This is a genomic window from Nostoc sp. CMAA1605, assembly GCF_021596505.1.
GTDB lineage: Bacteria > Cyanobacteriota > Cyanobacteriia > Cyanobacteriales > Nostocaceae > Trichormus.
Window position 1 is genome coordinate 1 of sequence record NZ_PJIZ01000083.1, and the last position, 21,257, is coordinate 21,257.

At 40.5% G+C, this 21,257-nt stretch carries 21 protein-coding genes, 1 other RNA gene and 2 pseudogenes; 14 read left to right on the forward strand and 10 right to left on the reverse strand.

The window, feature by feature from the left end; all coding sequences use genetic code 11:
• The 3 genes and pseudogenes from CV014_RS22775 to rnc form a co-directional block, all read left to right on the forward strand.
• A pseudogene (locus CV014_RS22775) lies at positions 1–318 on the forward strand (hypothetical protein); the annotation flags it as partial.
• 47 nt (positions 319–365) lie between these two features.
• An RNA gene (gene rnpB / locus CV014_RS22780) (RNase P RNA component class A) lies at positions 366–810 on the forward strand.
• A gap of 217 nt (positions 811–1,027) precedes the next feature.
• Complete coding sequence (gene rnc, locus CV014_RS22785; protein ID WP_236144106.1) at positions 1,028–1,747, forward strand: ribonuclease III; 720 nt, start codon at positions 1,028–1,030, stop codon at positions 1,745–1,747.
• A 145-nt stretch (positions 1,748–1,892) separates the two neighbouring features.
• Here the strand turns inward: rnc and CV014_RS22790 are convergent, their stop codons facing one another.
• Positions 1,893–2,180: a DUF427 domain-containing protein gene (locus CV014_RS22790; protein WP_236144107.1), complete on the reverse strand. Its 288-nt coding sequence runs from the start codon at positions 2,178–2,180 to the stop codon at positions 1,893–1,895.
• Positions 2,181–2,293: 113 nt separating this feature from the next.
• Complete coding sequence (locus CV014_RS22795) at positions 2,294–3,415, reverse strand: site-2 protease family protein (protein WP_236144108.1); 1,122 nt, start codon at positions 3,413–3,415, stop codon at positions 2,294–2,296.
• A 980-nt stretch (positions 3,416–4,395) separates the two neighbouring features.
• Between CV014_RS22795 and CV014_RS22800 the strand changes: the two genes are divergently transcribed.
• Positions 4,396–4,701, forward strand: coding sequence for a hypothetical protein (locus CV014_RS22800; RefSeq protein ID WP_192881715.1), 306 nt, complete (start codon positions 4,396–4,398; stop codon positions 4,699–4,701).
• Between the two features lie 140 nt (positions 4,702–4,841).
• Here CV014_RS22800 and surE read toward each other — a convergent pair whose 3' ends face one another.
• Positions 4,842–5,522: a 5'/3'-nucleotidase SurE gene (surE, locus tag CV014_RS22805; RefSeq protein ID WP_236144109.1), complete on the reverse strand. Its 681-nt coding sequence runs from the start codon at positions 5,520–5,522 to the stop codon at positions 4,842–4,844.
• A gap of 54 nt (positions 5,523–5,576) precedes the next feature.
• Entirely contained in the window at positions 5,577–6,491 is a 915-nt protein-coding gene (locus tag CV014_RS22810; RefSeq protein ID WP_236144110.1) for a M48 family metallopeptidase, read from the reverse strand.
• Between the two features lie 215 nt (positions 6,492–6,706).
• Here CV014_RS22810 and CV014_RS22815 point away from each other — a divergent pair, with 215 nt between their 5' ends.
• Positions 6,707–6,952 (forward strand): helix-turn-helix domain-containing protein, encoded by a 246-nt coding sequence (locus tag CV014_RS22815; RefSeq protein WP_236144111.1) that lies wholly within the window; start codon positions 6,707–6,709, stop codon positions 6,950–6,952.
• Entirely contained in the window at positions 6,936–7,685 is a 750-nt protein-coding gene (locus CV014_RS22820; protein WP_236144112.1) for a hypothetical protein, read from the forward strand. Before CV014_RS22815 ends, CV014_RS22820 begins: the two co-directional genes overlap by 17 nt.
• Here the strand turns inward: CV014_RS22820 and CV014_RS22825 are convergent.
• Complete coding sequence (locus CV014_RS22825; protein WP_236144113.1) at positions 7,663–8,805, reverse strand: DNA cytosine methyltransferase; 1,143 nt, start codon at positions 8,803–8,805, stop codon at positions 7,663–7,665. The genes CV014_RS22820 and CV014_RS22825 overlap by 23 nt on opposite strands.
• 148 nt (positions 8,806–8,953) lie before the next feature.
• Here CV014_RS22825 and psb32 point away from each other — a divergent pair, with 148 nt between their 5' ends.
• Positions 8,954–9,673, forward strand: coding sequence for a photosystem II repair protein Psb32 (gene psb32, locus CV014_RS22830; protein WP_236144114.1), 720 nt, complete (start codon positions 8,954–8,956; stop codon positions 9,671–9,673).
• Positions 9,674–9,738: 65 nt separating this feature from the next.
• Here the strand turns inward: psb32 and CV014_RS22835 are convergent, their stop codons facing one another.
• From CV014_RS22835 to CV014_RS22845, 3 genes are all read right to left on the reverse strand, one after another.
• The gene (locus tag CV014_RS22835) at positions 9,739–10,122 is read right to left on the reverse strand and encodes a DUF4346 domain-containing protein (RefSeq protein WP_103137764.1); all 384 of its coding nucleotides are present in this window, start codon (positions 10,120–10,122) and stop codon (positions 9,739–9,741) included.
• A gap of 98 nt (positions 10,123–10,220) precedes the next feature.
• On the reverse strand, positions 10,221–11,408 hold the full coding sequence (locus CV014_RS22840) for a GNAT family N-acetyltransferase (RefSeq protein WP_236144115.1): 1,188 nt from the start codon (positions 11,406–11,408) through the stop codon (positions 10,221–10,223).
• Between the two features lie 128 nt (positions 11,409–11,536).
• Positions 11,537–12,220, reverse strand: a complete 684-nt coding sequence (locus CV014_RS22845; RefSeq protein WP_236144116.1) for a RibD family protein — start codon at positions 12,218–12,220, stop codon at positions 11,537–11,539.
• Between the two features lie 358 nt (positions 12,221–12,578).
• Between CV014_RS22845 and CV014_RS22850 the strand changes: the two genes are divergently transcribed.
• The gene (locus CV014_RS22850) at positions 12,579–14,576 is read left to right on the forward strand and encodes a sensor histidine kinase (protein WP_236144117.1); all 1,998 of its coding nucleotides are present in this window, start codon (positions 12,579–12,581) and stop codon (positions 14,574–14,576) included.
• Between the two features lie 136 nt (positions 14,577–14,712).
• Here CV014_RS22850 and CV014_RS22855 read toward each other — a convergent pair whose 3' ends face one another.
• Together CV014_RS22855 and CV014_RS22860 are read right to left on the reverse strand one after the other, a co-directional pair.
• Positions 14,713–15,753 (reverse strand): Gfo/Idh/MocA family protein, encoded by a 1,041-nt coding sequence (locus tag CV014_RS22855; protein WP_236144118.1) that lies wholly within the window; start codon positions 15,751–15,753, stop codon positions 14,713–14,715.
• A 261-nt stretch (positions 15,754–16,014) separates the two neighbouring features.
• Positions 16,015–17,001 (reverse strand): choice-of-anchor A family protein, encoded by a 987-nt coding sequence (locus CV014_RS22860; protein ID WP_236144119.1) that lies wholly within the window; start codon positions 16,999–17,001, stop codon positions 16,015–16,017.
• Between the two features lie 354 nt (positions 17,002–17,355).
• Here CV014_RS22860 and CV014_RS22865 point away from each other — a divergent pair, with 354 nt between their 5' ends.
• From CV014_RS22865 to CV014_RS22885, 6 genes and pseudogenes are all read left to right on the forward strand, one after another.
• Complete coding sequence (locus tag CV014_RS22865; RefSeq protein WP_236144120.1) at positions 17,356–17,988, forward strand: Uma2 family endonuclease; 633 nt, start codon at positions 17,356–17,358, stop codon at positions 17,986–17,988.
• A gap of 152 nt (positions 17,989–18,140) precedes the next feature.
• Complete coding sequence (locus CV014_RS22870; RefSeq protein WP_236144121.1) at positions 18,141–18,491, forward strand: winged helix-turn-helix domain-containing protein; 351 nt, start codon at positions 18,141–18,143, stop codon at positions 18,489–18,491.
• 151 nt (positions 18,492–18,642) lie between these two features.
• A pseudogene (locus tag CV014_RS30720) lies at positions 18,643–19,050 on the forward strand (transposase); the annotation flags it as partial.
• Positions 19,051–19,167: 117 nt separating this feature from the next.
• On the forward strand, positions 19,168–19,767 hold the full coding sequence (locus tag CV014_RS22875) for a gamma-glutamylcyclotransferase (protein ID WP_236144122.1): 600 nt from the start codon (positions 19,168–19,170) through the stop codon (positions 19,765–19,767).
• A gap of 151 nt (positions 19,768–19,918) precedes the next feature.
• Positions 19,919–20,626, forward strand: a complete 708-nt coding sequence (locus tag CV014_RS22880; protein WP_236144123.1) for a hypothetical protein — start codon at positions 19,919–19,921, stop codon at positions 20,624–20,626.
• A 153-nt stretch (positions 20,627–20,779) separates the two neighbouring features.
• Complete coding sequence (locus CV014_RS22885) at positions 20,780–21,226, forward strand: YidH family protein (protein WP_236144124.1); 447 nt, start codon at positions 20,780–20,782, stop codon at positions 21,224–21,226.
• Positions 21,227–21,257: the final 31 nt, after the last annotated feature.

Sequence of the window (21,257 nt, forward strand, 5' to 3'; positions counted from 1 at the left end):
AAAACATTGACGGAAAATATCACCGCCGAAGATTTATTTGAACGGGATAAAGAAACTGGGGTTTATACAGTCAAAAAACCACTGATGAATATTAGTGGTTTACAAAAAGGCGGGCCACCACAAAAGAAAATGTATGGCGATTTCATGAATAGAGGCAAAGAATTAGGCTTTTCGCTACAACTTGTCCTCCGGTTATCAGAAATTAGAGCAGGTTTAGCTCCTGGTGCAGAATATCCTCCCATCTGCATTCTTGATTGTCCCTTCACCATTAGAAAATTACCTTGGACTTACGCCTTACCTTGGAACAAAAAGAAATAATCAAACAGCACAGATGCGATCATTGGCGATTACACTGTAACTAGGGAGAGAGTAGGCGTAGGCGGTTGCAGATCAGTTAATCCTGGTTTGAGGAAAGTCCGGACTCCCCAAAGACCAGACTTGCTGGATAACGTCCAGTGCGAGCGATCGTGAGGATAGTGCCACAGAAAGATACCGCCAGAATTAGGGACTGGGGACTGGGGATTGGGGACTGGGTGAGAAATTGCCCAATCCCTAATCCCTAATCCCCAATCCCTAGATTTGGTAAGGGTGCAAAGGTGCGGTAAGAGCGCACCAGCAACGTCGAGAGGCGTTGGCTCGGTAAACCCCGGTTGGGAGCAAGGCCGTAGGAATTATGGTTGGTCTTTTACCAGTTCCGCTTAAAAAGAGCCGCTAGAGGCGTTTGGTAACAAACGTCCCAGATAGATAACCGCCTTCTTGTAGCGCAATCTACATAGAAAACAGAACCCGGCTTACTACCAACTCTCTCCTCTTTTAGTCATTGGTCAATGGTCATTAGTCAATAGTCCATAGTCTATAACAACGACTATCAACTGTTTACTTATGACTCAGGAGATAATTTTGACAGGGTAGAAATTTTGCCCATGTCAAAATATGCAACGCCATGAATAAAAACCAAGCGATTTGCCATCTCAATCCATGACTAATGACTAATAACTAATAACTAATGACTAATGACTAATAACTAATGAATGTTGTTTATCCGCGTCGTCAGCGACAGCTTGAGAGTTTAGTAAGAAAGTTGGGTTTGTCCACCACTGCACCAATTAAGTGGGAATTATTGGATTTAGCGTTGACTCATCCCACAGTTTCCGATTCTGCTAATTACGAACAACTAGAATTTGTTGGTGATGCGGTGGTGCGATTAGCGGCGGCTGTGGTTTTGTGGGAAACTTATCCCGATGGACAAGTGGGGGATTTTGCGGCGATTCGTTCTGTGTTGGTGAGCGATCGCATCCTTGCCCAGTTAGCCAGAGAATATGGTTTAGAGTTACATTTACTCGTTGCTGGTAGTGCCACTAGTGATAAAATCGGCCAAGAATCACGACTGGCGGACGCTTTTGAGGCTGTTTTAGGCGCGCTTTACCTCAGTACCAACAATTTAGACTTGATTCGCCCTTGGTTAGACTTCCACTTTCGCCAACTAGCCGCAGAAATTCGCCTCGATCCCGCCAGATTAAATTACAAAGCCGCCCTCCAAGAGTGGACACAAGCGCAATTCAAAGTTTTACCAGAATATCGAGTTGTGGAAATCAATCAAGCTAACCGCACTCAAGAACGGTTCATGGCGGAGGTGTGGTTGTATGATAAAAAACTCGGTGAAGGCAAAGGACGCTCCATTAAAGCCGCCGAACAAGCAGCCGCTAAGGTGGCATTTTTAGCAGTTAACTCAGGGGAAGGGGTGTAAGGGTGTAAGGGTATAAGGGTGTAGGGGAAAATAAAATCTCAGATTTTAGGTGCTTCCTTGAATTTTTGAAAAAACAAGTTCGTAGTAAGGACTTTAGTCCTAATGTTTTCAGCACTAAAGTCCTTACTACAAACCTAAAATTGTTCTAATTATTTTCGACTTTTACACCTTTCCAAAAAGCGACATAACCTTCAATATTCTTCGCCTTTTCCTTAGTGCTGGGATAGTACCAAGCAGCATCTTTGTTGACTTGTCCATCAACGGCAATACTGTAGTAACTAGCAACTCCTTTCCACGGACAAGTTGTGTGTGTTTCGCTCTCTTGAAAATATTGTTTGTTAATTGCATTTGGGGGAAAATAATGATTTCCTTCGACGACTATCGTTTGGTCGCTTTCAGCTAATACAGCCCCATTCCAAGTAGCTTTAGGCATAAGTGTGTTTGTGATGAAAGTTTACATTTAACATTTTGACACTTCTGAACTCTAAAAAAATCCCCCAGTAATTCTGAGGGAAGTCAGAGAAGGAGCGTTTTTCGATGAGAAAACTATGCAAGACTAGGTTCGGTGCTGCTTTGCAGTAGGTGTATGATGGCAGCTTTTTCTAAAATCCCCACTAGTACGCCATTATCACGAATTACGGGAAGTGCTGATATTTGTTGCTGTTCGAGTAACTGTACTACTTCTAGTAATGGTTGATGGGATGGGATAGTAGTAGATGGAGTTGGTCGCATCACATCTTTGACTTGAGTTTCTGACCACAATGCTGTGTTGATACGGCGTAAGTCATCTAGTGCGATCGCACCTACTAATTGTCCTTCATTGTTAGTGACTAAAAACCGTTGCCAGTTGTTACCTAACACAATTTGTTGGTCTGCAAACTCTCTTAAACTTAAATCAGCAGCAACAATCGGACTATCAACTGTGACTGCGTCGGCTGCTGTCAATCCTGTGAGTTTCTCTTGCACTCTAGCAAATTGCGCGGCGTTACCAGCATTTCGCACTAAGAAGAACCCAACTAATAGATTCCAGAAGTTAGCAAAACTACCAAATAAGAATAGAGGAATTAAACCAGAAGCGATCGCTACCCAACCAAAAATTTGTCCGACTCGACTAGCAAAAGTAATACCTCTGTAGGGTTTACCTGTAATTTTCCAAACAATTGCTTTGAGGATATTACCACCATCTAAAGGTAAGCCAGGAATCAGGTTAAACAAAGCCAGTGCGAGGTTCACAGAAGCTAGAACACCAAGAATCGCCGCGAAGGGGCCAGATACCGCACTAGTAACACCAATTACCGTGACGATACCACATAACAACAGACTAACCAAAGGCCCAGCGATCGCTACCCAAAAGGCTTCGGCTGGTGTTTTTGATTCTTCTTCTAAACTCGCCAAACCACCAAAGATAAACAATGTGATTGAGTTGACATTAATACCTTGGCGAATGGCGACAAAGCTATGTCCTAATTCGTGGGCGACGACAGAAGCAAACAACAATAACGCCGTCGTCAATCCTAGTATTAAAGCCAATCCTCCAGATAACTGGGGAAATTGTGCCATCAGTCCACCGCTATAACTCCAAGTTACCAAACCCAGAACTAGAAACCATGACGGATGGATATAAAAAGGGATACCGAAGAGATTCCCAACGCGAATTGTGCCGTTCATGTCGTTCACCTTTGATTTCAGCAGCGAGAGTTGTGTTTTTCACCTCTCGTTGTGAACATTGTAACGAAGTATTAAGCAATTTTAATATTTCTAACGGTAGTAGTGTCCGTATGTTCAGGTGTGGTTAACAAGGCAATGGGTCAATAGTCATTAGTCAATAGTCATTAGTCAATAGTCATTAGTCATTAGTCAATAGTCATTAGTCAATAGTCATTAGTCATTAGTCAATAGTCATTAGTCATTAGTCATTAGTCAATAGTCATTAGTCAATAGTCATTAGTCGCCACTCACCACCCACCGACTCATTACTCAGCACTCATGACTCATGACTCATTACTCAGCACTCAGCACTCAGCACTCAGCACTCTCTGAGATGACAGTAATATTACTGTTATGACATCAGTACATAAACTGAAATCAATTTATAATTTGAGGACTTTACAGTATATTTACTGAATATTTATCAATATTCTAACGTTGATGAATTTTTATTAACTTAATATAAAGAGAGATAAATCTATCTCGTAGACAACGGTTGATACAGATTAATATGTGGAAAATAATTTATCCCATCTGAAAGGTGCTACCAATAGATTGCTTTATTGTAAAATCTAATACTTACCCCAGTAAAGCTTATTGTAAAAAAGAATACTGGTATAAAGGACATGATTAAGTCAACTAATTTTAGATTTTAGGTTCAATTCCATAATCCAAAATTTAAAATCTAAAATTCGGAAGGTCAAACATCAGATGACGCACCTTCCTAGATATCACAAGGCCAACATACACCTATTCAATAAACGGGACTATCAGTTTATTGATAGAAATACTTCTCTCATTTGCTAGAAGTAGTAAAAAACAATGCAGAAATAGTATGGAAACAGCAATTTATCAAAAGCTGTATTTCATCAATTAAACTACCAAATTACTATTGTCATTCAACTATTACAATGCTCTCTCACAGCCGGGGTATTCAAGATATGATTTCATCTGGAGTAGAAATAAAAGTTAGTCGTCTAGAGTCTATAGTTGAGCAAATTGGAGAAGCTGTACTTTCTACGACAGAAACCATTGAGCGTCTAGCAGATAGATTAGAAAATCTTAGTTGCCAAGTGGAAGCACAAGGTAAACAATTGCAACAGCAAGGCTATCAAATATTTGCTTTATGTGATGCCGTCCAAAGCCTGGCAGAATCTCAAGATGACTCACTACAAAAACTAACTCAACTTACACAAACTTTAGACAAATTAACTACATTAATTCAGGGATTAGATGAGGAAGAGTGATGAGTGCTGAGTGCTGAGTAGTGAGTGCTGAGTTTTGAGTGGTGAGTGAGGAAATCTATTCCACCTTGTCTCCCCATTCCCCAACTCTTCTTCATTTTGAATTTTGAATTTTGAATTTTGAATTGATTCGTCCCCATTCCCTATACCCTTAATTGAGTAATTGCAATATTTCCAGAAAAACAAACATCAACATCACTACCAGGGGTGCGATCGCGTTTGCCGTATTCACCGACATAATAAAAATCATCACCGTCAATGCGATAGTTGACGGGTAAGGGTTTGTTACATGGTTGGCAAAATACTATCTCTGGTTCGGGTTCTCCTGGTTGGAGATGGGGTAAATTCACATTCCAAAAACACCAAGGTTCTAGGGGGCGGTGCAGTAAATCGGCTAAAATTTCCACGGTTAATTTAGCTGCAAATTCCCAATCGAAATTTTGCTTGGCTTTACGATAGTGAGATATCGCAATTCCTGGGATACCGTGCATCGCGGCTTCTCGCACCGCCGCCACAGTACCGGAAATATAAGCATCAACGCCTAAGTTACCGCCAGCATTAATTCCAGACAAGACAAATTTAGTATCTTGGCATAAATGCGTTACCGCAATTCTGACACAATCAGCAGGAGTCCCAGCGATCGCATATTCAAATTCCGAACGCTGTTGTAATTTAATGGGATGAGTGGTGGTGACTTGATGACCACAACCAGATTGATGATCCCTGGGTGCAGCAACAATAAACTTTTGACCATTTACAGCTTGCACCAAAGCCTTAATCCCTGGAGCATCAATCCCGTCATCGTTAGTTAAGATTATGGTCATATAATTTGTAATTCGTAATTCGTAATTCGTAATTCGTAATTAGAAGAATAGATCCTAACTTTCTTCAGTTGCGTCCCAGGCGTTGAGGAAATTCCAGTCTTCATTATCTTCAGAAGTTGTAGGTTGCTGATTAACGGGTTCTTTTCCTTGCAACAAGTTGTCATATTCGCCTGAGTCTACCCATTTCAACAGTTCAGACGCTCTCATGACTGTCCAAGGTAGAAGATGTTCCATGAAGCTAAAAGTCTTAGCAAATTTATCTAAACTATCGAGATTCGTAAATTCAAAAGCACGCGCTTGGGTGACGAAATCATTAATTGTTTCTTCATTTAAATACTCTTGAGGTAAACCACCCAATTTCATCAAAGCAGTAATCGCCACATCTAGATTTTGACACGCCAATAAACCAGCGCGATCGGCGGTAAATTTAGCCATAATTATCCAGTTGTATAAAGCAATTTCTATGCCGTTAGCCGCTAATCCACCTATACCAAAGGTGGTGCTACTAATTAAATTTTTCACCACTGGCATAATATGCGCCATTTGCTGGTATGCCAAGTATTTACCTTTGATGCGTGCAACTTCGTGTCCGAATACAAACAACAATTCATCATGGGAAAGCCATTCCATACCCTCCAGATTAATTCCCACTACAGGTTTTTCTACCCCAACAGCGTAGGCTTTAATGTATCCTGTACCGCGAAACAGAAAAAGTTCTGGGGTGGGAGTAATATCGAGGATATTGCAGGTTTCCGTAAAAGCATCATAGAGACTGGGAAAATTGCGCGGCGTAACTTTGAATTCACTTCCAGTGATTTGCATCCGCAGTAATCTATCAATCCCGTACTCATTAACTTTATTCAACAATAGAGGTAATACAGGGGTTCGCTCCAAAGACATTAAAGCCTTTTGGTCAAACGGATGCTCATAAAACTCTGTTTTCAAACCAGGAAAACGTTTCTTTTCCATACTTTTGTGCAGTTAACACAATAAAATTCACTATAAACTTGCAAGTATCTTAGTTAAGATATCAGAAATAGCATCTTAGGTGATGAAGAGCGATCGCTCTTCAATATTCTTCTGGATGTATTTATCGGAATTAGCTGGATGTTCGTAAAATCAGATGACTATTTGAATACTTTAGTCTGTAGCACTTTTGTATTCAAAACCATAATCTTAATTTCATGCAGCCCAGTAAATTAGATCGAACATTAGGACTAGAAATACAACGCCGTCGCACAGAAAAAGGGTGGTCACAAGAATATCTGGCAGAAGTGACAGGTTTGCATAGAACCTATATTAGCCAGCTTGAAAGAGGGCTAAAAAGTCCGTCAGTTAGAGTTCTCAATCACATTACAAATGCTCTGGGCTTGACCATGAGTAATTTTTTGCAAGCTGTAGAGGAATTGTTGGATGTTGACGGGAAATGAAATTGAAAGATTAAAACAAGCTATTGTTGCTACCATAGCATCCCCTGTAATTGCCGCAATAGAAGATTACACTTGGGAAGCTATTTTCCATTATGTGAAAGATATTCCTTTATCAGATCCAGCATTAGGACGTAGCAAACTCCTTTATGATGCTGTTGATTCCAGAACTTCAACTGGCTGGTCGCTCAAATCTCTTCAGTTAAATAATCTTAGTAGTGTCAATACGTTTTGGTTTGTTATTCAAAGAGCAGATATTATTAAAAAGGCCAACCAACTGGGGTTTCCTGGCTTAACAGAAAAATCCTCACCTGATGAATTAGGATCTGCTATCATTCAGCATTGGAATGAAAAAGTCACGGCGAATCAAGCAGTGCAGGGTGTAATTCATAGCTATGAAGGTATATTGTTGAAAACAATCAAAGGGTACGAATACATTTACTGTGAATTCCCTCTCAATCCATTTGATCCCAATGCTTTTTCATGGTCGTGGACGGTTAACAAAACTACTGCGAGATCGGGAGAAGGACTGCAAGGGAGTATTGGAGGTAAAACAGAGTTGGTATGGTATAAAAATCAGAAACAACTGTTTAGAGCTAGAAATGTTCCTCCAGAAGCAGTTCGTATCATAGTTGAGCGAAGCAGGCTGACACCTGATAGATATGTGCGGACTATTCTTTCTGCTCTACAAGATCAACTCAATACAGAATCTCCTAACGATGTGCTTGAAGAATAGTTTCAGCGATGACTTTCCCTAAAAGCGGAGGTACAGATTCACCAATTTGAGAAGCCATCTCAGTATATGTTCCCAAAAAGTGAAATTTATCTGGGTAAGAGTGTAGTCTTGCAGCTTCACGAATTGTAATTGTTCGATTCTGAGTTGGATGGAAAAATCTGCCAGAGCCTGGATGAAAAACCCACCTTGTAATAGTTCGTGCTGGTTTATCCCAGTAAAGTCTTCCATATGCACCACTATAATGCTTTTTAGGAGCTAACTCAGGTGGTAAATCTCTAGCATCTTGTCCTTCAGCTAGAATACGCACTCTTGACATTTGAATGGGGCTTAAGGTGCGAGCAAGGTGATTGGTGAGTTTCTTACTTCCATTACGCATCATCTCTTGGTACGGGGTTTGCGGCGGAAAAGGATAAATTTCTGCTCCATACTCCTGACCTGCATCTAAAGCAGGTAAATCTCCTATTGCATCTCGGACTGTGATAACTGAAGAAATGTTTGACTTTAGAAGAGTAAGCTGATGACAAGATTTTTGGACTCTGTAATCGCTTCTAATATCTCCAGAATGAGTAGGCTGAGGAAATTGAAGATATTTATCTAAACTAGCTAAGAAAAAAGCTCTTGCTCTGGTTTGAGGTACTCCATAGTGGGCAGAGTTTAATGATGCAGAAGTGACTTTATATCCTTGTGCTTCCAGTTGTTTCGTAATTTCATGTCTAATTACACCATCATAAGCTTTCAAAATTTCAGGTACGTTTTCTATAACCACATAGAGTGGTCTGAATTCCTTCACAAATTCTAAAAATGTTCGATATAGCTGATTACGAGGATCACTCAAATCTCGGTAATCAGCAGGAATATTTCTGGAGAATCCTTGGCATGGAGGCCCACCTATCAGTGCTGTTAATTCCTCTTTTTGCAAACCTAACCATAAGCGTAAATCTGAAGCATCAATCTGACGTATGTCTTGATGAACAATCTTTGTATTTGGATAATTGTGCTTATAGGTCATCAAAGCTTTTGCTTCTACATCAATTGCACATAAAGATTGAAAACCTGCAAGGTGAAAACCTGTAGTTAGTCCACCTGCACCAGCAAATAAGTCAATAATTTTATGTTCCATTCTCGAATACTATAGTATTCATTGGAGACTGTCAAGTAAATTGCTTAAATAAGAAGGGTTTTCCAGATTAGATCAACCTATGGAATAAGTGATTTTGACATTAGTTGTATAGTATTTTTGATGCTAATCGGTATTATAGGATTATCAAATGCAGCAGCTCCTCAACCAAGTTTTTATCAGGCTCATCTTACCGATACTGACGGTAATTTTAGCTTCTTCGTTATTTGCCACCTCTGCATTAGCTACGGGTGTTTATCAAATACCCAATCTGACAGCAGGTGATTCGACTTGGGTTGTAGACCAAGGTGAAGTTATCAGCCGCATCAATGAAGGTCAGATTAGTGGTAACTTTGATGACTTGGCTAAGAACACTGGAAACGAAGTCAGATTTGTGACAATTCGTCGCTTAGATTATGGTGAAACTCCAGACAGCTTTGCGAAATCACTGTTTGATAGATGGTTTCCGACTTCAGAAGCTAAAGCCAATCAAACTTTGTTAGTGCTGGACACAGTAACTAACGGTACAGCAATCATTTCTGGGGAAAAAGTGAAATCTCTGCTAACAGATGAAATTGCAACCAGTGTAGCGGAAGAAACATTAGCTGCACCCTTGCGCGATGGTAATAAATATAATCAGGCATTTTTGGATGCTAGCGATCGCCTAGTTGCAGTTCTCTCCGGTCAACCTGATCCCGGCCCCCCGCAAATCGTTGACAAAGTACAGGTAGAAGGAACTTTCAAAAAAGCTGAAGAAACTGACAAAGGTAACGCCACAGCTTGGGTAGTGGGACTATTAATCGCCGCCACTATTATCCCAATGGCGACTTACTATATTTATTTAGCAGTTCAACCATCGTCGGAAGGGTAGAAAGGGCAAAAGGCAAAAGGCAAAAGGCAAAAAAATCTTTTTACTTTTGCCTTTTTACTTTCGCCTTAGTCTTGAATATACTCTTGCCCTGTGACTAAAGCGGCTTCTGCGCGGACAAATTCACGACCTAAATAAGCAGCGTGGTCTAGCTGACTGACAGGACAGGGCTGAGTTTCTTCAAAAATTCTCACACTTAATTCTTTGGCTGTTCTCCCACTAAATACTGTGGTGTGGGTGCGTTCCACCTTACCCTTAGCAGGAATGACTTTTCCGGTTACGGGATCTACAGCTAAACCACGGTCATCAATGATGTTTGTAAAATGTTTGGCATAGATTAAACCTTCTGCCCGGTCTAAATAGATAATGAAATATCCATAGGGATCAAGGTCAATGTGACGCTGAGAAAGCCTATCATCAATTGCCGCCAAATTTTCTAATATCAAATCCATAATCGGTCTCAAAACTAAATTTATCTATTCCGAGTTTTTACACTACAGATCAAGTGTAAATCTTTCTCAGCTAACAGTTACCAATTAATTACCAATTACTAGGTTGATGGATTTTGTTTACTAAAAGGTAACTCGGCATTAATGGCGGCAATTTCTTGCTGTTCTAGTTGGTTTACTTCATGAATGTAGGGCAATAAAATCTGTGATAGACGACCATTATAGAATCTGTGCAAACTGTAATTAGGCGTAGCAGGGAATCCACGGCGTTTTTTATGTCTGCCGCCTGCACCGGGATCAAATAATTGGATACCGTTAGCGATCGCCCATTCAATCGGTGCATAATAGCAAGCATCAAAATGTAAACTATCGATTTCTTGAAAGCTACCCCAATAGCGTCCGTATAATCTATCGTCTTTAAATAAGCAAAAAGACATTCCCACGGGGTGACGTTCATCTTCTTCGCTTTGAGCGGCAAAAAATACCACTCGATGACGATAATTATGGTGTAACTGCTCAAAAAATTGTTTTGTGAGATATTTACTTCCCCACCAGCCAAACTTATCGCAGGTATCAGCATAAAAATCGTACATTAAGGAGAACAAAGATTTAGGAATATCATCCCCAGTTACAGGCTTGAGTTTTAAGCCTACTTTTTCTACTGCTTTACGTTCTCGTTTAATATTGCGACGTTGGTTAGCATTAAACACCGCCAAATAATCATCAAAATTCTCAAATCCTGAATTTTCCCAAATATAACTATGATGCAACCAAGGGGTGAAACCTGTTTGTGTTAAAACTGGTCGCCATTCAGGATCAACATAGAGAAAATGACAGCCAGAAATCCGGTTTTTGATACAAAAGGCATCAATTTCATGTACCATCATTGCGGTAATTTCCGCCTCATCTTCCCCTGGTGCAATTAAAAATCGATAACCTTCAGCTGGGGTAAATGGAGTCATCCCCAAAAGTTTCGGGTAGTATTGTACACCTATGCGTTCTGCCAACTCTGCCCATTGGTGATCAAAGACAAATTCACCATAACTATGGCCTTTCAGGTACAAAACAGCAGCAGCAATTAAGGTTCTGTCGCGCCACAGGGTTAAATGATTGGGTAGCCAACCAGTTTTAGCTGTAGCACTGTGGGAACTTTCCAGATTATGCAACCAATTCCACTCCAAAAAAGGAGTTTTCTGGGGTAAGGCTAAAGCATCCCAAGCATCTTGAGGGACTTCTGCAACTTTGTTGATCCAAACGCTAGAATAACGCGGCTTGAGTTTTTCTACCATTTTTGGGGACTGGGGGTTGGGGACTGGGGATTGGGGACTGGGGACTGGGGACTGGGGACAAGGTAGATTTTTTCCAATGCCCAATGCCCCATGCCCCATTCCCAATCAATAGCGTAATCTAATCTACGTTATCGTTGCAGGCGATAATGGAGAAAAACTTCTTGGTCAATGGTTTTCACTTCTAAAAGTTGCAACCGAGGAGCTAGTTGAGACATAAATCCTTGTCCTTCTACTGGTGTGGGTGCAGTCTCACCACCTAAAATTAATGGGCAAACCGTCAGCCATAATTCATCTATTAAGTCTGACTCCAGCATAGAAGCTACTAATGTTCCTCCACCCAAGACTAGCAAGCGTGATATACCTAAAAAGACTAATTCTTGTAAAGCGGCAAGTAGGTCTAGGTTGCCTTTTGGTGCAGTAAAAGCTAAAATTTTTTCAAATTCTGGTCTTTGTCGCCAAAATTGCGCGCCTGTGGTCGTTGTCAATAACCAGCGTTGAATTGATTGCTGAAAAAAGCGAATTTCCGGATTTATCTGACCAGAGTGTGTAGTAACTATATGAATCGGCTGGGTAGGTTTACCCTCTTGCTGTCGATGTTGCAGGAGCGTCGTTTGTGATATGGTCATTGTTGTGCCATAAGCCCGGATGGTACCTGCACCCAATAATACAGCGTCAGCAGTAGCAATCTGTTCTTCTAGGTGTGTTCTATCTACATTTGAGCCAAATCGAGCAGGCGATCGCCGAAAATCTGCTATTTTGCCATCTGCACTCATGGCTAAAACTACTGTCGTATGTGGACGATTTTGCACCATTGGGTTAGTTTACGGGTGGAGTTTTTGGAACTTAACTTGTAGATGATGGCAGAAACAAAAATACCATATCCCTGAGCAGTAGCAAGTGACCGCATCATGGCACGGTGAATTAAATATAAATTTTGTCCTTTTGATTGGAAGTTATTCCCAGCGATACTTGATTAATATGCAGCACAAGTCCATCTCACATCTACCCGCTAAAATTTTTGGTATAGCTCATAGCTGTTTATTCATTCCATCTTTGATAACTTTGGGGGCTGATTACAAAGTGTGGATAAATTCATAAAATGTCTCCTTTGGCCGGTTTATTTACATATCTAGGCTGTTGTGGTTTTGCAGTTGTGAAGTGAGACGCTCGATGGCTAATCCCCGTCAATCATCTTTTAGACGTATTTTAGTAACGAGAATTTTGTTGCTGTTTGTGCCTGTTTTATTTATCGGACAGCTAGCAGCTTTGAATAAGGCGCGTTCTAGTTTGTTGAAAACTGCACGACAAAATTTGACTGATAGTGCTGTAATCAAAGGGGAAAAAATTGTTAATGCGATCGCAAATCTGAAAACTAGTTTATTAATCGCTAGTCGCACCACAGTTGTGCAGTCGGGATCACCAACAGAAATTCAAACATTTCTCGCCCAATTGACGCAACAACTACCCAAATACGTCGAGTGCTTGCAGTTGACTAATGTGCAGAATGGTGAAATTGTGGCAAGTAGTTGCGGTAATCAAGCGATCGCCAAAATTGTGTTACCTTTTCCCAGGGATGGAGTAGAAATCCGCACTGTCCCGCCGCAAAAGCCAGGAACCACCAGATCCAAAAATCCGCGTCAACAACTAGAATTAGTTCTCTCTACACCCGTTGACAATGGTTCTGGGGAATTGCGGTATGCCTTGAGTTTGCAATCAGCGTTATACGAACAAACTAAACCACAAGCAGGTTCTCTCACCGGTTCAACCCTCGTCATTGCTGAAGATGGGACGATATTAGCCCATCCTGTAGCCGATTTAGTCGGTAGCAATATCAGAGAACATCCAGATGCAGCCCAACTTAACAGCATTGTCAAAAATGCGATCGCTGGCAAAAATGAGTCTATCAATTTGTCTTTTCGAGATGGTAGAGAGTTAGTTGCAGGTTATACAGCTATTAATGATCCCATCACTAAACAAAAAGCCAAAAAGTGGGTAGTTTTAGCAGTGACAACTGTAGATAACGCCCTATTAGGTTTAGAAGAAATCAAACTAATTTTGATTGTTTTAACCGTGGGTTTAATTGGTGCGAGTTTATTAGCATCGTTGTACTTAGCCCCCTATTTAGCTAACCCCGTTGAAGCATTACGAGACTATGCTTTAAATATTCACAGCCACCACGCCGCTAATCCCATCCCCCATAACTTCCAAATTCGCGAATTTAACCAGCTATCACAAGCCTTAGACCAAATGGTTTATCGCCTCAAAGCTTGGTCAGAAGAACTAGAAACTGCTTGGAAAGAAGCTAAAACAGCCAATCAAATTAAAAGTCAATTTTTAGCCACAACTTCCCACGAACTACGCAATCCACTAAACATCATCATCAACTCCATCCGCTTTGTCAAAGATGATATGTGTGATAGTCGGGAAGAAGAACTGGAATTTCTCGAACGTGCTGATGAAACGGCTATTCATTTACTAGGAATTATTAACGAGTTACTAGATATTTCGAGAATTGAAGCGGGTAAACTCTCCGTAGTTACAGAACCCCTAGATTTGAGACAAATCCTACTAGAAGTGATTAATTTACAATCAGTAAATGTTCAACATAAAGGTTTGCAACTCAAAACTAGTTTAGGAACAGAATCGATTCCTGTCAAAGCAGACGCAGCCAAACTCAAACAAGTAATAATCAATATCATTGGTAACGCCACTAAGTTCACCGATGAAGGCGGGATCACAATTTCCACATCTTTGCATAAGATTAATGGTAAATCTCAAGTTACCGTCACCATCACAGATACAGGTTTAGGAATCGAACCATCTCAACAGCAAAAACTATTTCGTCCCTATGTCATGGTAGATGGCAATAACACACGCAAATGTGAAGGTACAGGTTTAGGGTTAGCCATTTCCCGTAACTTAATAGAACTGATGGGCGGTACAATCACTCTAGAAAGTGCAGGTATCAACAAAGGTACTACAGTAAAAATTTCTTTACCTCTGATTGAAATATCAAAACCCTCACCAGTCAAAGAAGAAAGTTTAGAAAATCTAGAAATTCCCCATGAAAATACTTATACCCCACACTCAGAACCAACTCTAGTTCACGGAAACACTTTGTATAAGTCCACTCAATCCCAATTAACTCCTCAACCTGTTCAGAAATGAGTGGTGAGTGCTGAGTAATGAGTAATGAGTAATGAGTAGTGAGTAATGAGTAGTGAGTAGTGACTAATCAATTCAAAATTCAAAATGAAAGATTCTGTATTTTGTTCCCTATTCCCCAATGACTATTGACTATTGACTATTGACCATTAAGACAAATTTCTTGTCCACCTTGATTAAGAGAAGCAGTGAGTGCAGAAAGAATTTTAACTAACTCTGTACCTACCCAACCTGATGAAATTGTGGGTGGAGTGTTTTGCAGGATGGATGAGACAAAGGTGCTGCAAACTCTGTTTAAAGGTTCTCCTTTCTCTAATTCCAGCGTTTCTTGACTTTGATTTATCGGTAAAAATAGATTTTCCTGACGTTCAAATTCACCATGTAATAAAGTTAAGGGTGATGATGATGACATTTCATCAAATACCAAAGTACCAAGGCTACCTACAACAGCTAACCGACGCTGTTTGTCAGGGTTTAACCAGCATAGGTGAATATAGGCTTGAAATCCATCTGGGTAAGTAAGTGTTACCCAGACTAAATCAGCTAATCCTGATGGGAAGTGGTTAATTTCTGTATTACCCTGACTTTGCAACCAAACCTTACCCGTAGCCTGGACGCTGGTGGGTGTTTGACCTAACCAGTTGTTAAAGATGGCAATATCATGAATGGCTAAATCCCACAGTACATCAACATCTTGGCGCACAGGGCCTAAATGGGTACGGGCTGCATAACCGTAACGCAAATCACCTAATTTACCTGCTTGGACTACAGTTTTTCCTTCCGCAACGGCTGGGTGAAATAAATAGGTGTGGTCAACCATGAGGATTAATTTTTGCTGATCTGCCAATTGGCAAAGTTCTTGACATTCTCCTGGTTCAAGAGTTAGAGGCTTTTCTGCTAGGACATGACAACCCCAGTTGAGAGCATCTTTAACTAAAGCATAATGGGTAGTTGCTGGTGTAGCGATCGCAACTGCTGTCAAATCTGATAATTGCTGTAAATCTTGCCACTTGGTCGTCAATAAGATTTTTTTATCTAAATTAAATTGCTGCTGCACTACCGCCAACCTGTCTGCGTGGGGATCTACTACCGCCACAACATTAACTTGGGGTAGTGCTAAAAAATTCCGCAGTAGATGCACTCCCCAGCGTCCAACCCCAACAACAGCAATGTTAATCATTAGTTATTAGTTATTAGTCATTGGTTATTAGTTAATGGTCATTGCTAATTGAGCCAGCGTCAAGCCCTGGGGAAAATTCACAATTTAGCGTTGCATAATGGTGCGGAGAAAACCCTAAATTCAGCAACGCTCAAAATTTAGCTATGGTACTTCCAGAAAATAAATTATCCAATTTCTGCGAGAAGACATCGTGCTTTTTCCCCCTGCTCCCCCTGCTCCCTTGCCTTCAAAGTGATAGTATATTTTTTAAGTTGGAAGTCCCTATACTCTAGAACGGCGGAAGAATCTCGCTACAGTTCCGAGGAAAAATAGACCGAAAACCATACCTGGTTCTGGAACTGCGGTTGTTTCTGGTTCTTCTAGTTCTGGTTCTTCAATGGGCGGTTGTGGCTTTGGTGGACTGGGAAGATTACCTGTAAACGGTACATTGTGGAATTCACCAGTACCAGATAGTGAGGAAGCTACTAAAGTTCCTTCTACATTTCCATTCGAGAAATTAACATTAGCTTTGGTCGCCAATACACTACCCTGGAATGAAAAACCTGTGGTGTTAATTTGAGTAGCATCCACAAAGTTAAACAAGACGTTTTGTTTATTTGCGCCAAAGTAATTTAACCCAAAATATTTAATATCAATGCTACTTCCTAAAATGTTCAGAATCACCGTGGAATTACTACCCACTCCTTTCAAATCTAAATAACTGCTGCTGGAAAATTTAGAACCATCAATTGTAAAAACATTCAAATCACTGTTGTTTCCTGTGAGGATAATCCCGCCCCATTTATATTCGGTAGTATTTGTTGAGGTTAATCCGCCTAAATATCCAGAAAGATTAGTTAATTCTTGACGTGCAGTATTAAAATCAATCAATTGACCTGATTTAACACCGCAATTAGGAGAACAATTGAAATAAACGGGAGTCTTAACAGTCCCACCAACAACAGCATTACCGCCAAAAATTTGACCGTTATTGTAAGTTAAATTACCACCAACAACTAGACGAGTATCTGTCCCATTGGAGTTAGTCAGACGGTCTGCAATACCAAAGTTAGTAAATGTTGCATTTCCTCCTACAGCAACACGACCTTCGGAATCTGAACTTTGATTCATGTCTCCAAAGACAAAAACATTATAGTCCTGTGCTATTCCTAAATTAACGGCCATCGCTGGTTGGATAAATCCAGTTATGGCGAGTGTTCCCAAGGACAATGGTATGAGTGTGAGAGTATGTTTAAGGTTTTTTAGCATAGTCTTAGTATCGCCAAATCATAACGATACTAATTTACTGTTTATTGAATAAACGTTCTAAAAAGATGATGTGAATTCTTAGGTAAAATATCAATGATAAAAAGTATTATATCTCTGTATATTTACTGTTGAAATTCTTGCTAAAAATGTAATTAACAGATGATTCTTTAGGAATTTTAATTGATGGTTGAAATTACTTACGTATATAGGGAATAGGAGTGTGGGTTAAATCCTTAAACCTCTTACACCACTGCTTAACAGATAACCTCTGTACGTGAGTCCTGCATATAGTATGTAGTATCTTTCTTTTGTTTCATCCTCTAGAATAAAACCAAGAGATTTTCGGTTGAACCTATGACTGCGACATTGCTGACACCACCGAATGAAATGATTCACCTATCGGGAATTAGCTGGCAGACTTATGAAACACTGTTGGCAGAATTGAGCGATCGCCGTCTCAGATTGACTTATAATCGTGGGAATCTAGAAATTATGTCCCCTTCCCCAGAACATGAAAGGTTTAAAAAAGTCGCAGGACGTTTTGTTGAGACAATTGCAGAAGAACTGGAAATAAGCATAGAACCGTTGGGTTCGACTACATTAAAGCGTCCTGAAATAAGTGGTGCAGAACCAGACGAATGTTTCTACATCCGTAATATTGCCTTGATTCGGGGAAAAAAACGATTAGACTTAGCACAAGATCCCGCACCCGATTTAGTTGTGGAAATTGATGTCACTAGTGGTTCTCAAAATCGTCTCCAAGTCTATGCAGATTTGGGTGTTGCAGAAGTTTGGATTTATAATGGTGAGTCTTTAGTAATTAAACAATTACAAAATAACGTTTATATTACCTGTACAAATAGTCAGTTTTTTGTCAATTTACCCATTCCAGAAATTGCTAATTTCTTACAACAAGCTGAGACAATGGACTATTTAGAATTGGTGAAATTATTTCGTGAATGGGTAAAAAATAAGAGAGGAAAATAGAGAGATGATAAGCATATACAGTTCAGATACCCCGCTTTTGTCACTTTCCGGGAGGGAAATCGCTAGAAGCCCTATGAGGCAATCAATACAAGCTATACTATTAGAAAAAAGTTGGTTTTGTATTTGTTATTAGAAAATAATCGCGCAAACGCTTGTTATACAAAAGCTATAGAATTCAGAAAGGGCAAAAGTTTTCGGAGAGTGACAGAACAGAGATAGATGAATTATTAGAAATTAAAAAAGCTCCGGGAGCAAAACAAAAAATTGATGAAGTAGCGATCGCGGCACTAACAGAGGAGTTAAAAACAGGAAAAGGCTTTAGTAGCTATGGCGCAATAGTGGAGTGGTTAAAAAAAGAACAGGGACTGGAAGTAGAGTATGCAACAGTATATGCGTTAGTGAGATATAAATTAGGAGCAAAGCTCAAAGCACCACGTCCACAAAGCCATAGGCAGGATGAGAAGTTAGTATCTGAGTTTAAAAAAACTCGGTATCATGATTGAGAGGCTAGAAAAACATCTAGCACCAGGAAAGTGTATTCATTATCTGTGTCAGGATGAAACCAGGGTGGGATTAAAAACTTTAACGGGAAAAGTAATTACGGCCGCTGGAGTCAAACCAACTGTAGCAGTGAAATGAGCAAGAGAAAATGTTTGGATTTATGGTGCAATTGAACCATTAACAGGACAACATTTTCAGCAAGAATATCCGCATCTCAATGGTGAGTATTTTCAACAGTTTTTAGACTGGTTATCGCAACAACTAGGTTCAGATGATGCAATTTTACAAATAGACCAAGCTCCTGCTCATATCAGTAGTGCGATTAATTGGCCTGAAAATATTATTCCCCTGCTGCAACCACCTCATGCTCCTGAGCTTAATCCCATTGAAAGGCTATGGCAGTTTCTCAAAAAATCTCTCAAGAATGAACTGTTTTCTGACTTGCAAGACTTACGCAATCGCCTACAACAATTGTTCGAGAAATTAACATCTGAACAGGTAATTTCCATCTCTTCTTATCACTTTATTTTAGAAGTTCTTTTCTATGCAGCTTCATATTAAATTGGTATGAAAATTATAAATTACCAAACAAACTACGGTTTGTCTATCAGGATATAGTTGTATTTTAAATGCTTATATACTAGAATCTTGACTAGCAGTACATATCTCTAGGGATACATGAGTCATCAAAGCGGACATCAACCCCACATTTGGGTACAATCTCATCATCCTGTAAAGTTAGAGCCAAAATTGCCACAACCGCTACAAAAAGAGCCGACGTTTTACTATTTCGCCTATGGGTCGTGTATGTGTCCAGTGGACTTGAAGCGATCGCTAGGAGAAAACACCCATCATTATGTAATCGGCCCCAGTATCTTACAAGGTTACAGACTAGGGTTTTATGTCTATTCCCCAACTCGCAAATGTGGTGTTTTAGATATAGTTACAGACCCGAAAGCCAGCGTCAAGGGTGTACTGTATCAACTACCCTGGCGACTCAGTGAATATTTAGATAAACGGGAAGGCGTAGCACAAGGTCTTTACCGTCAGGAATTAGTCAATATTCACTGTCAAGACCAAGTTTATCAAGATGTTCGCACCTACATAGTGGTAGACAAGCTAGCAGAAGAAGCCGCACCTAATGACTGGTACTTTAACGTTGTACTGCGTGGTGCAGTTACCTGCGGATTACCGGAAGAATATTGCTGGCACTTATTTAATCATATGTATAATCTACAACAACGTAATCAAGAACGACGATTGAGGGAATCAGCTTGAGATACTTACGTAAGTATTAAAAGTTATTAAAACCGGCAACAAAATCAGTCTATCGGGTGATCCATTTGTAGGAAGTCTCAAAACAGACCCACAGTAGATTCTAGAAACAACCAAATATTCGCCACATTTCCATGTGGTGAGGAGTAAGACTATGTTCTTAAAACTTAAAAATATTGCTAACGCATCTATCTTTGCTCTAGCCTCACTAGGTGGTGCGATCGCATCCACAGAGTTATTGTTACCACAACAGCCAGCCTTCGCCGAAGAGTCATTAGGAGATTGTATCCAAAACCTCAGAGACCGTGGTGTTTCCACACGGGAGGCGGCGAGAATTTGTCGATATCGGAGAGATAGAGACGACAGAGATGATCGATATGACAGAGATGATGATGATGATAGAGATAATCGCTATGATGTCTACGACAGAGACGATTGGGAGGGTAATCGAGACAGAAGAGGTAGGGGACGGTATATAGAATTACGCGCACGTTCTGGGCCGACACCGGAAGGAAGATGGCGTTATTCTGCTCCTGGTATACCTTACGAAGCCATGCAAAGAGCTGGTTGTCAAAATGTCTCCGGCGATGATTGGCGTTGTCCTAGTCGGCGCATCCGTGTGCAGATTCGGGATGAAAGACGGGATCAGTGGAGAGATTCTCGCGATCGCGATCGCAACCGTGGAGTTAGGTATATAGACTTACGCGCACGTTCTGGGCCGACACCGGAAGGAAGATGGCGTTATTCTGCTCCTGGTGTACCTTATGATGCTATGCAAAGAGCTGGTTGTCAAAATGTCTCCGGTGATGATTGGCGTTGTCCCACCTCTCGTATTCGTGTGCAAGTGACGGAAAGATATTAGTTTAAGAGTGGTGAGTGGTGAGTAATGAGTGCTGAGTGCTGAGTAATGAGTAATGAGTAATAAGTAATAAGTAATAAGTCATGAGTGGTGAATATAAAGCAAACCCTCATACCCTTACACCCCCACACCCCCACACCCTTACACCCTTAAACGATGAGTAAAACGCCAAAAGTTGATCGTCAACGGGAACATCAAGCCAATGAACGGACTTTTTTGGCTTGGTTACGCACTTCCATCGCTTTAATTGGGTTTGGATTTGCGATCGCTCGTTTTGGGTTATTTTTACGTCAACTGAATTTTGCAATTACACAAAAAGAAACTCCCGTTAATCCCTGGTTTAATTCAGAAAACTTAGGGATTTTTCTTGTGGTTTTTGGTGTCATTACTATTGGCTTGGCTGCGTGGCGTTACAATCAGGTATTTTGGCAAATCGAACGCAGTGATTATCAACCCCAGCGTTGGGGAGTGTGGTTAATGACTGGAATGGTGATGGTTTTAGGATTGCTAAGTATTCCTTTGCTACTGTTGCGAAATCATCTTCCGTCTCGTCCCTCTTCTCCTATACAACCACAATCTCGTGATTTTAAGCAACATTATTGATCAAGCGATCGCGAGGAAATCAACAGCATTG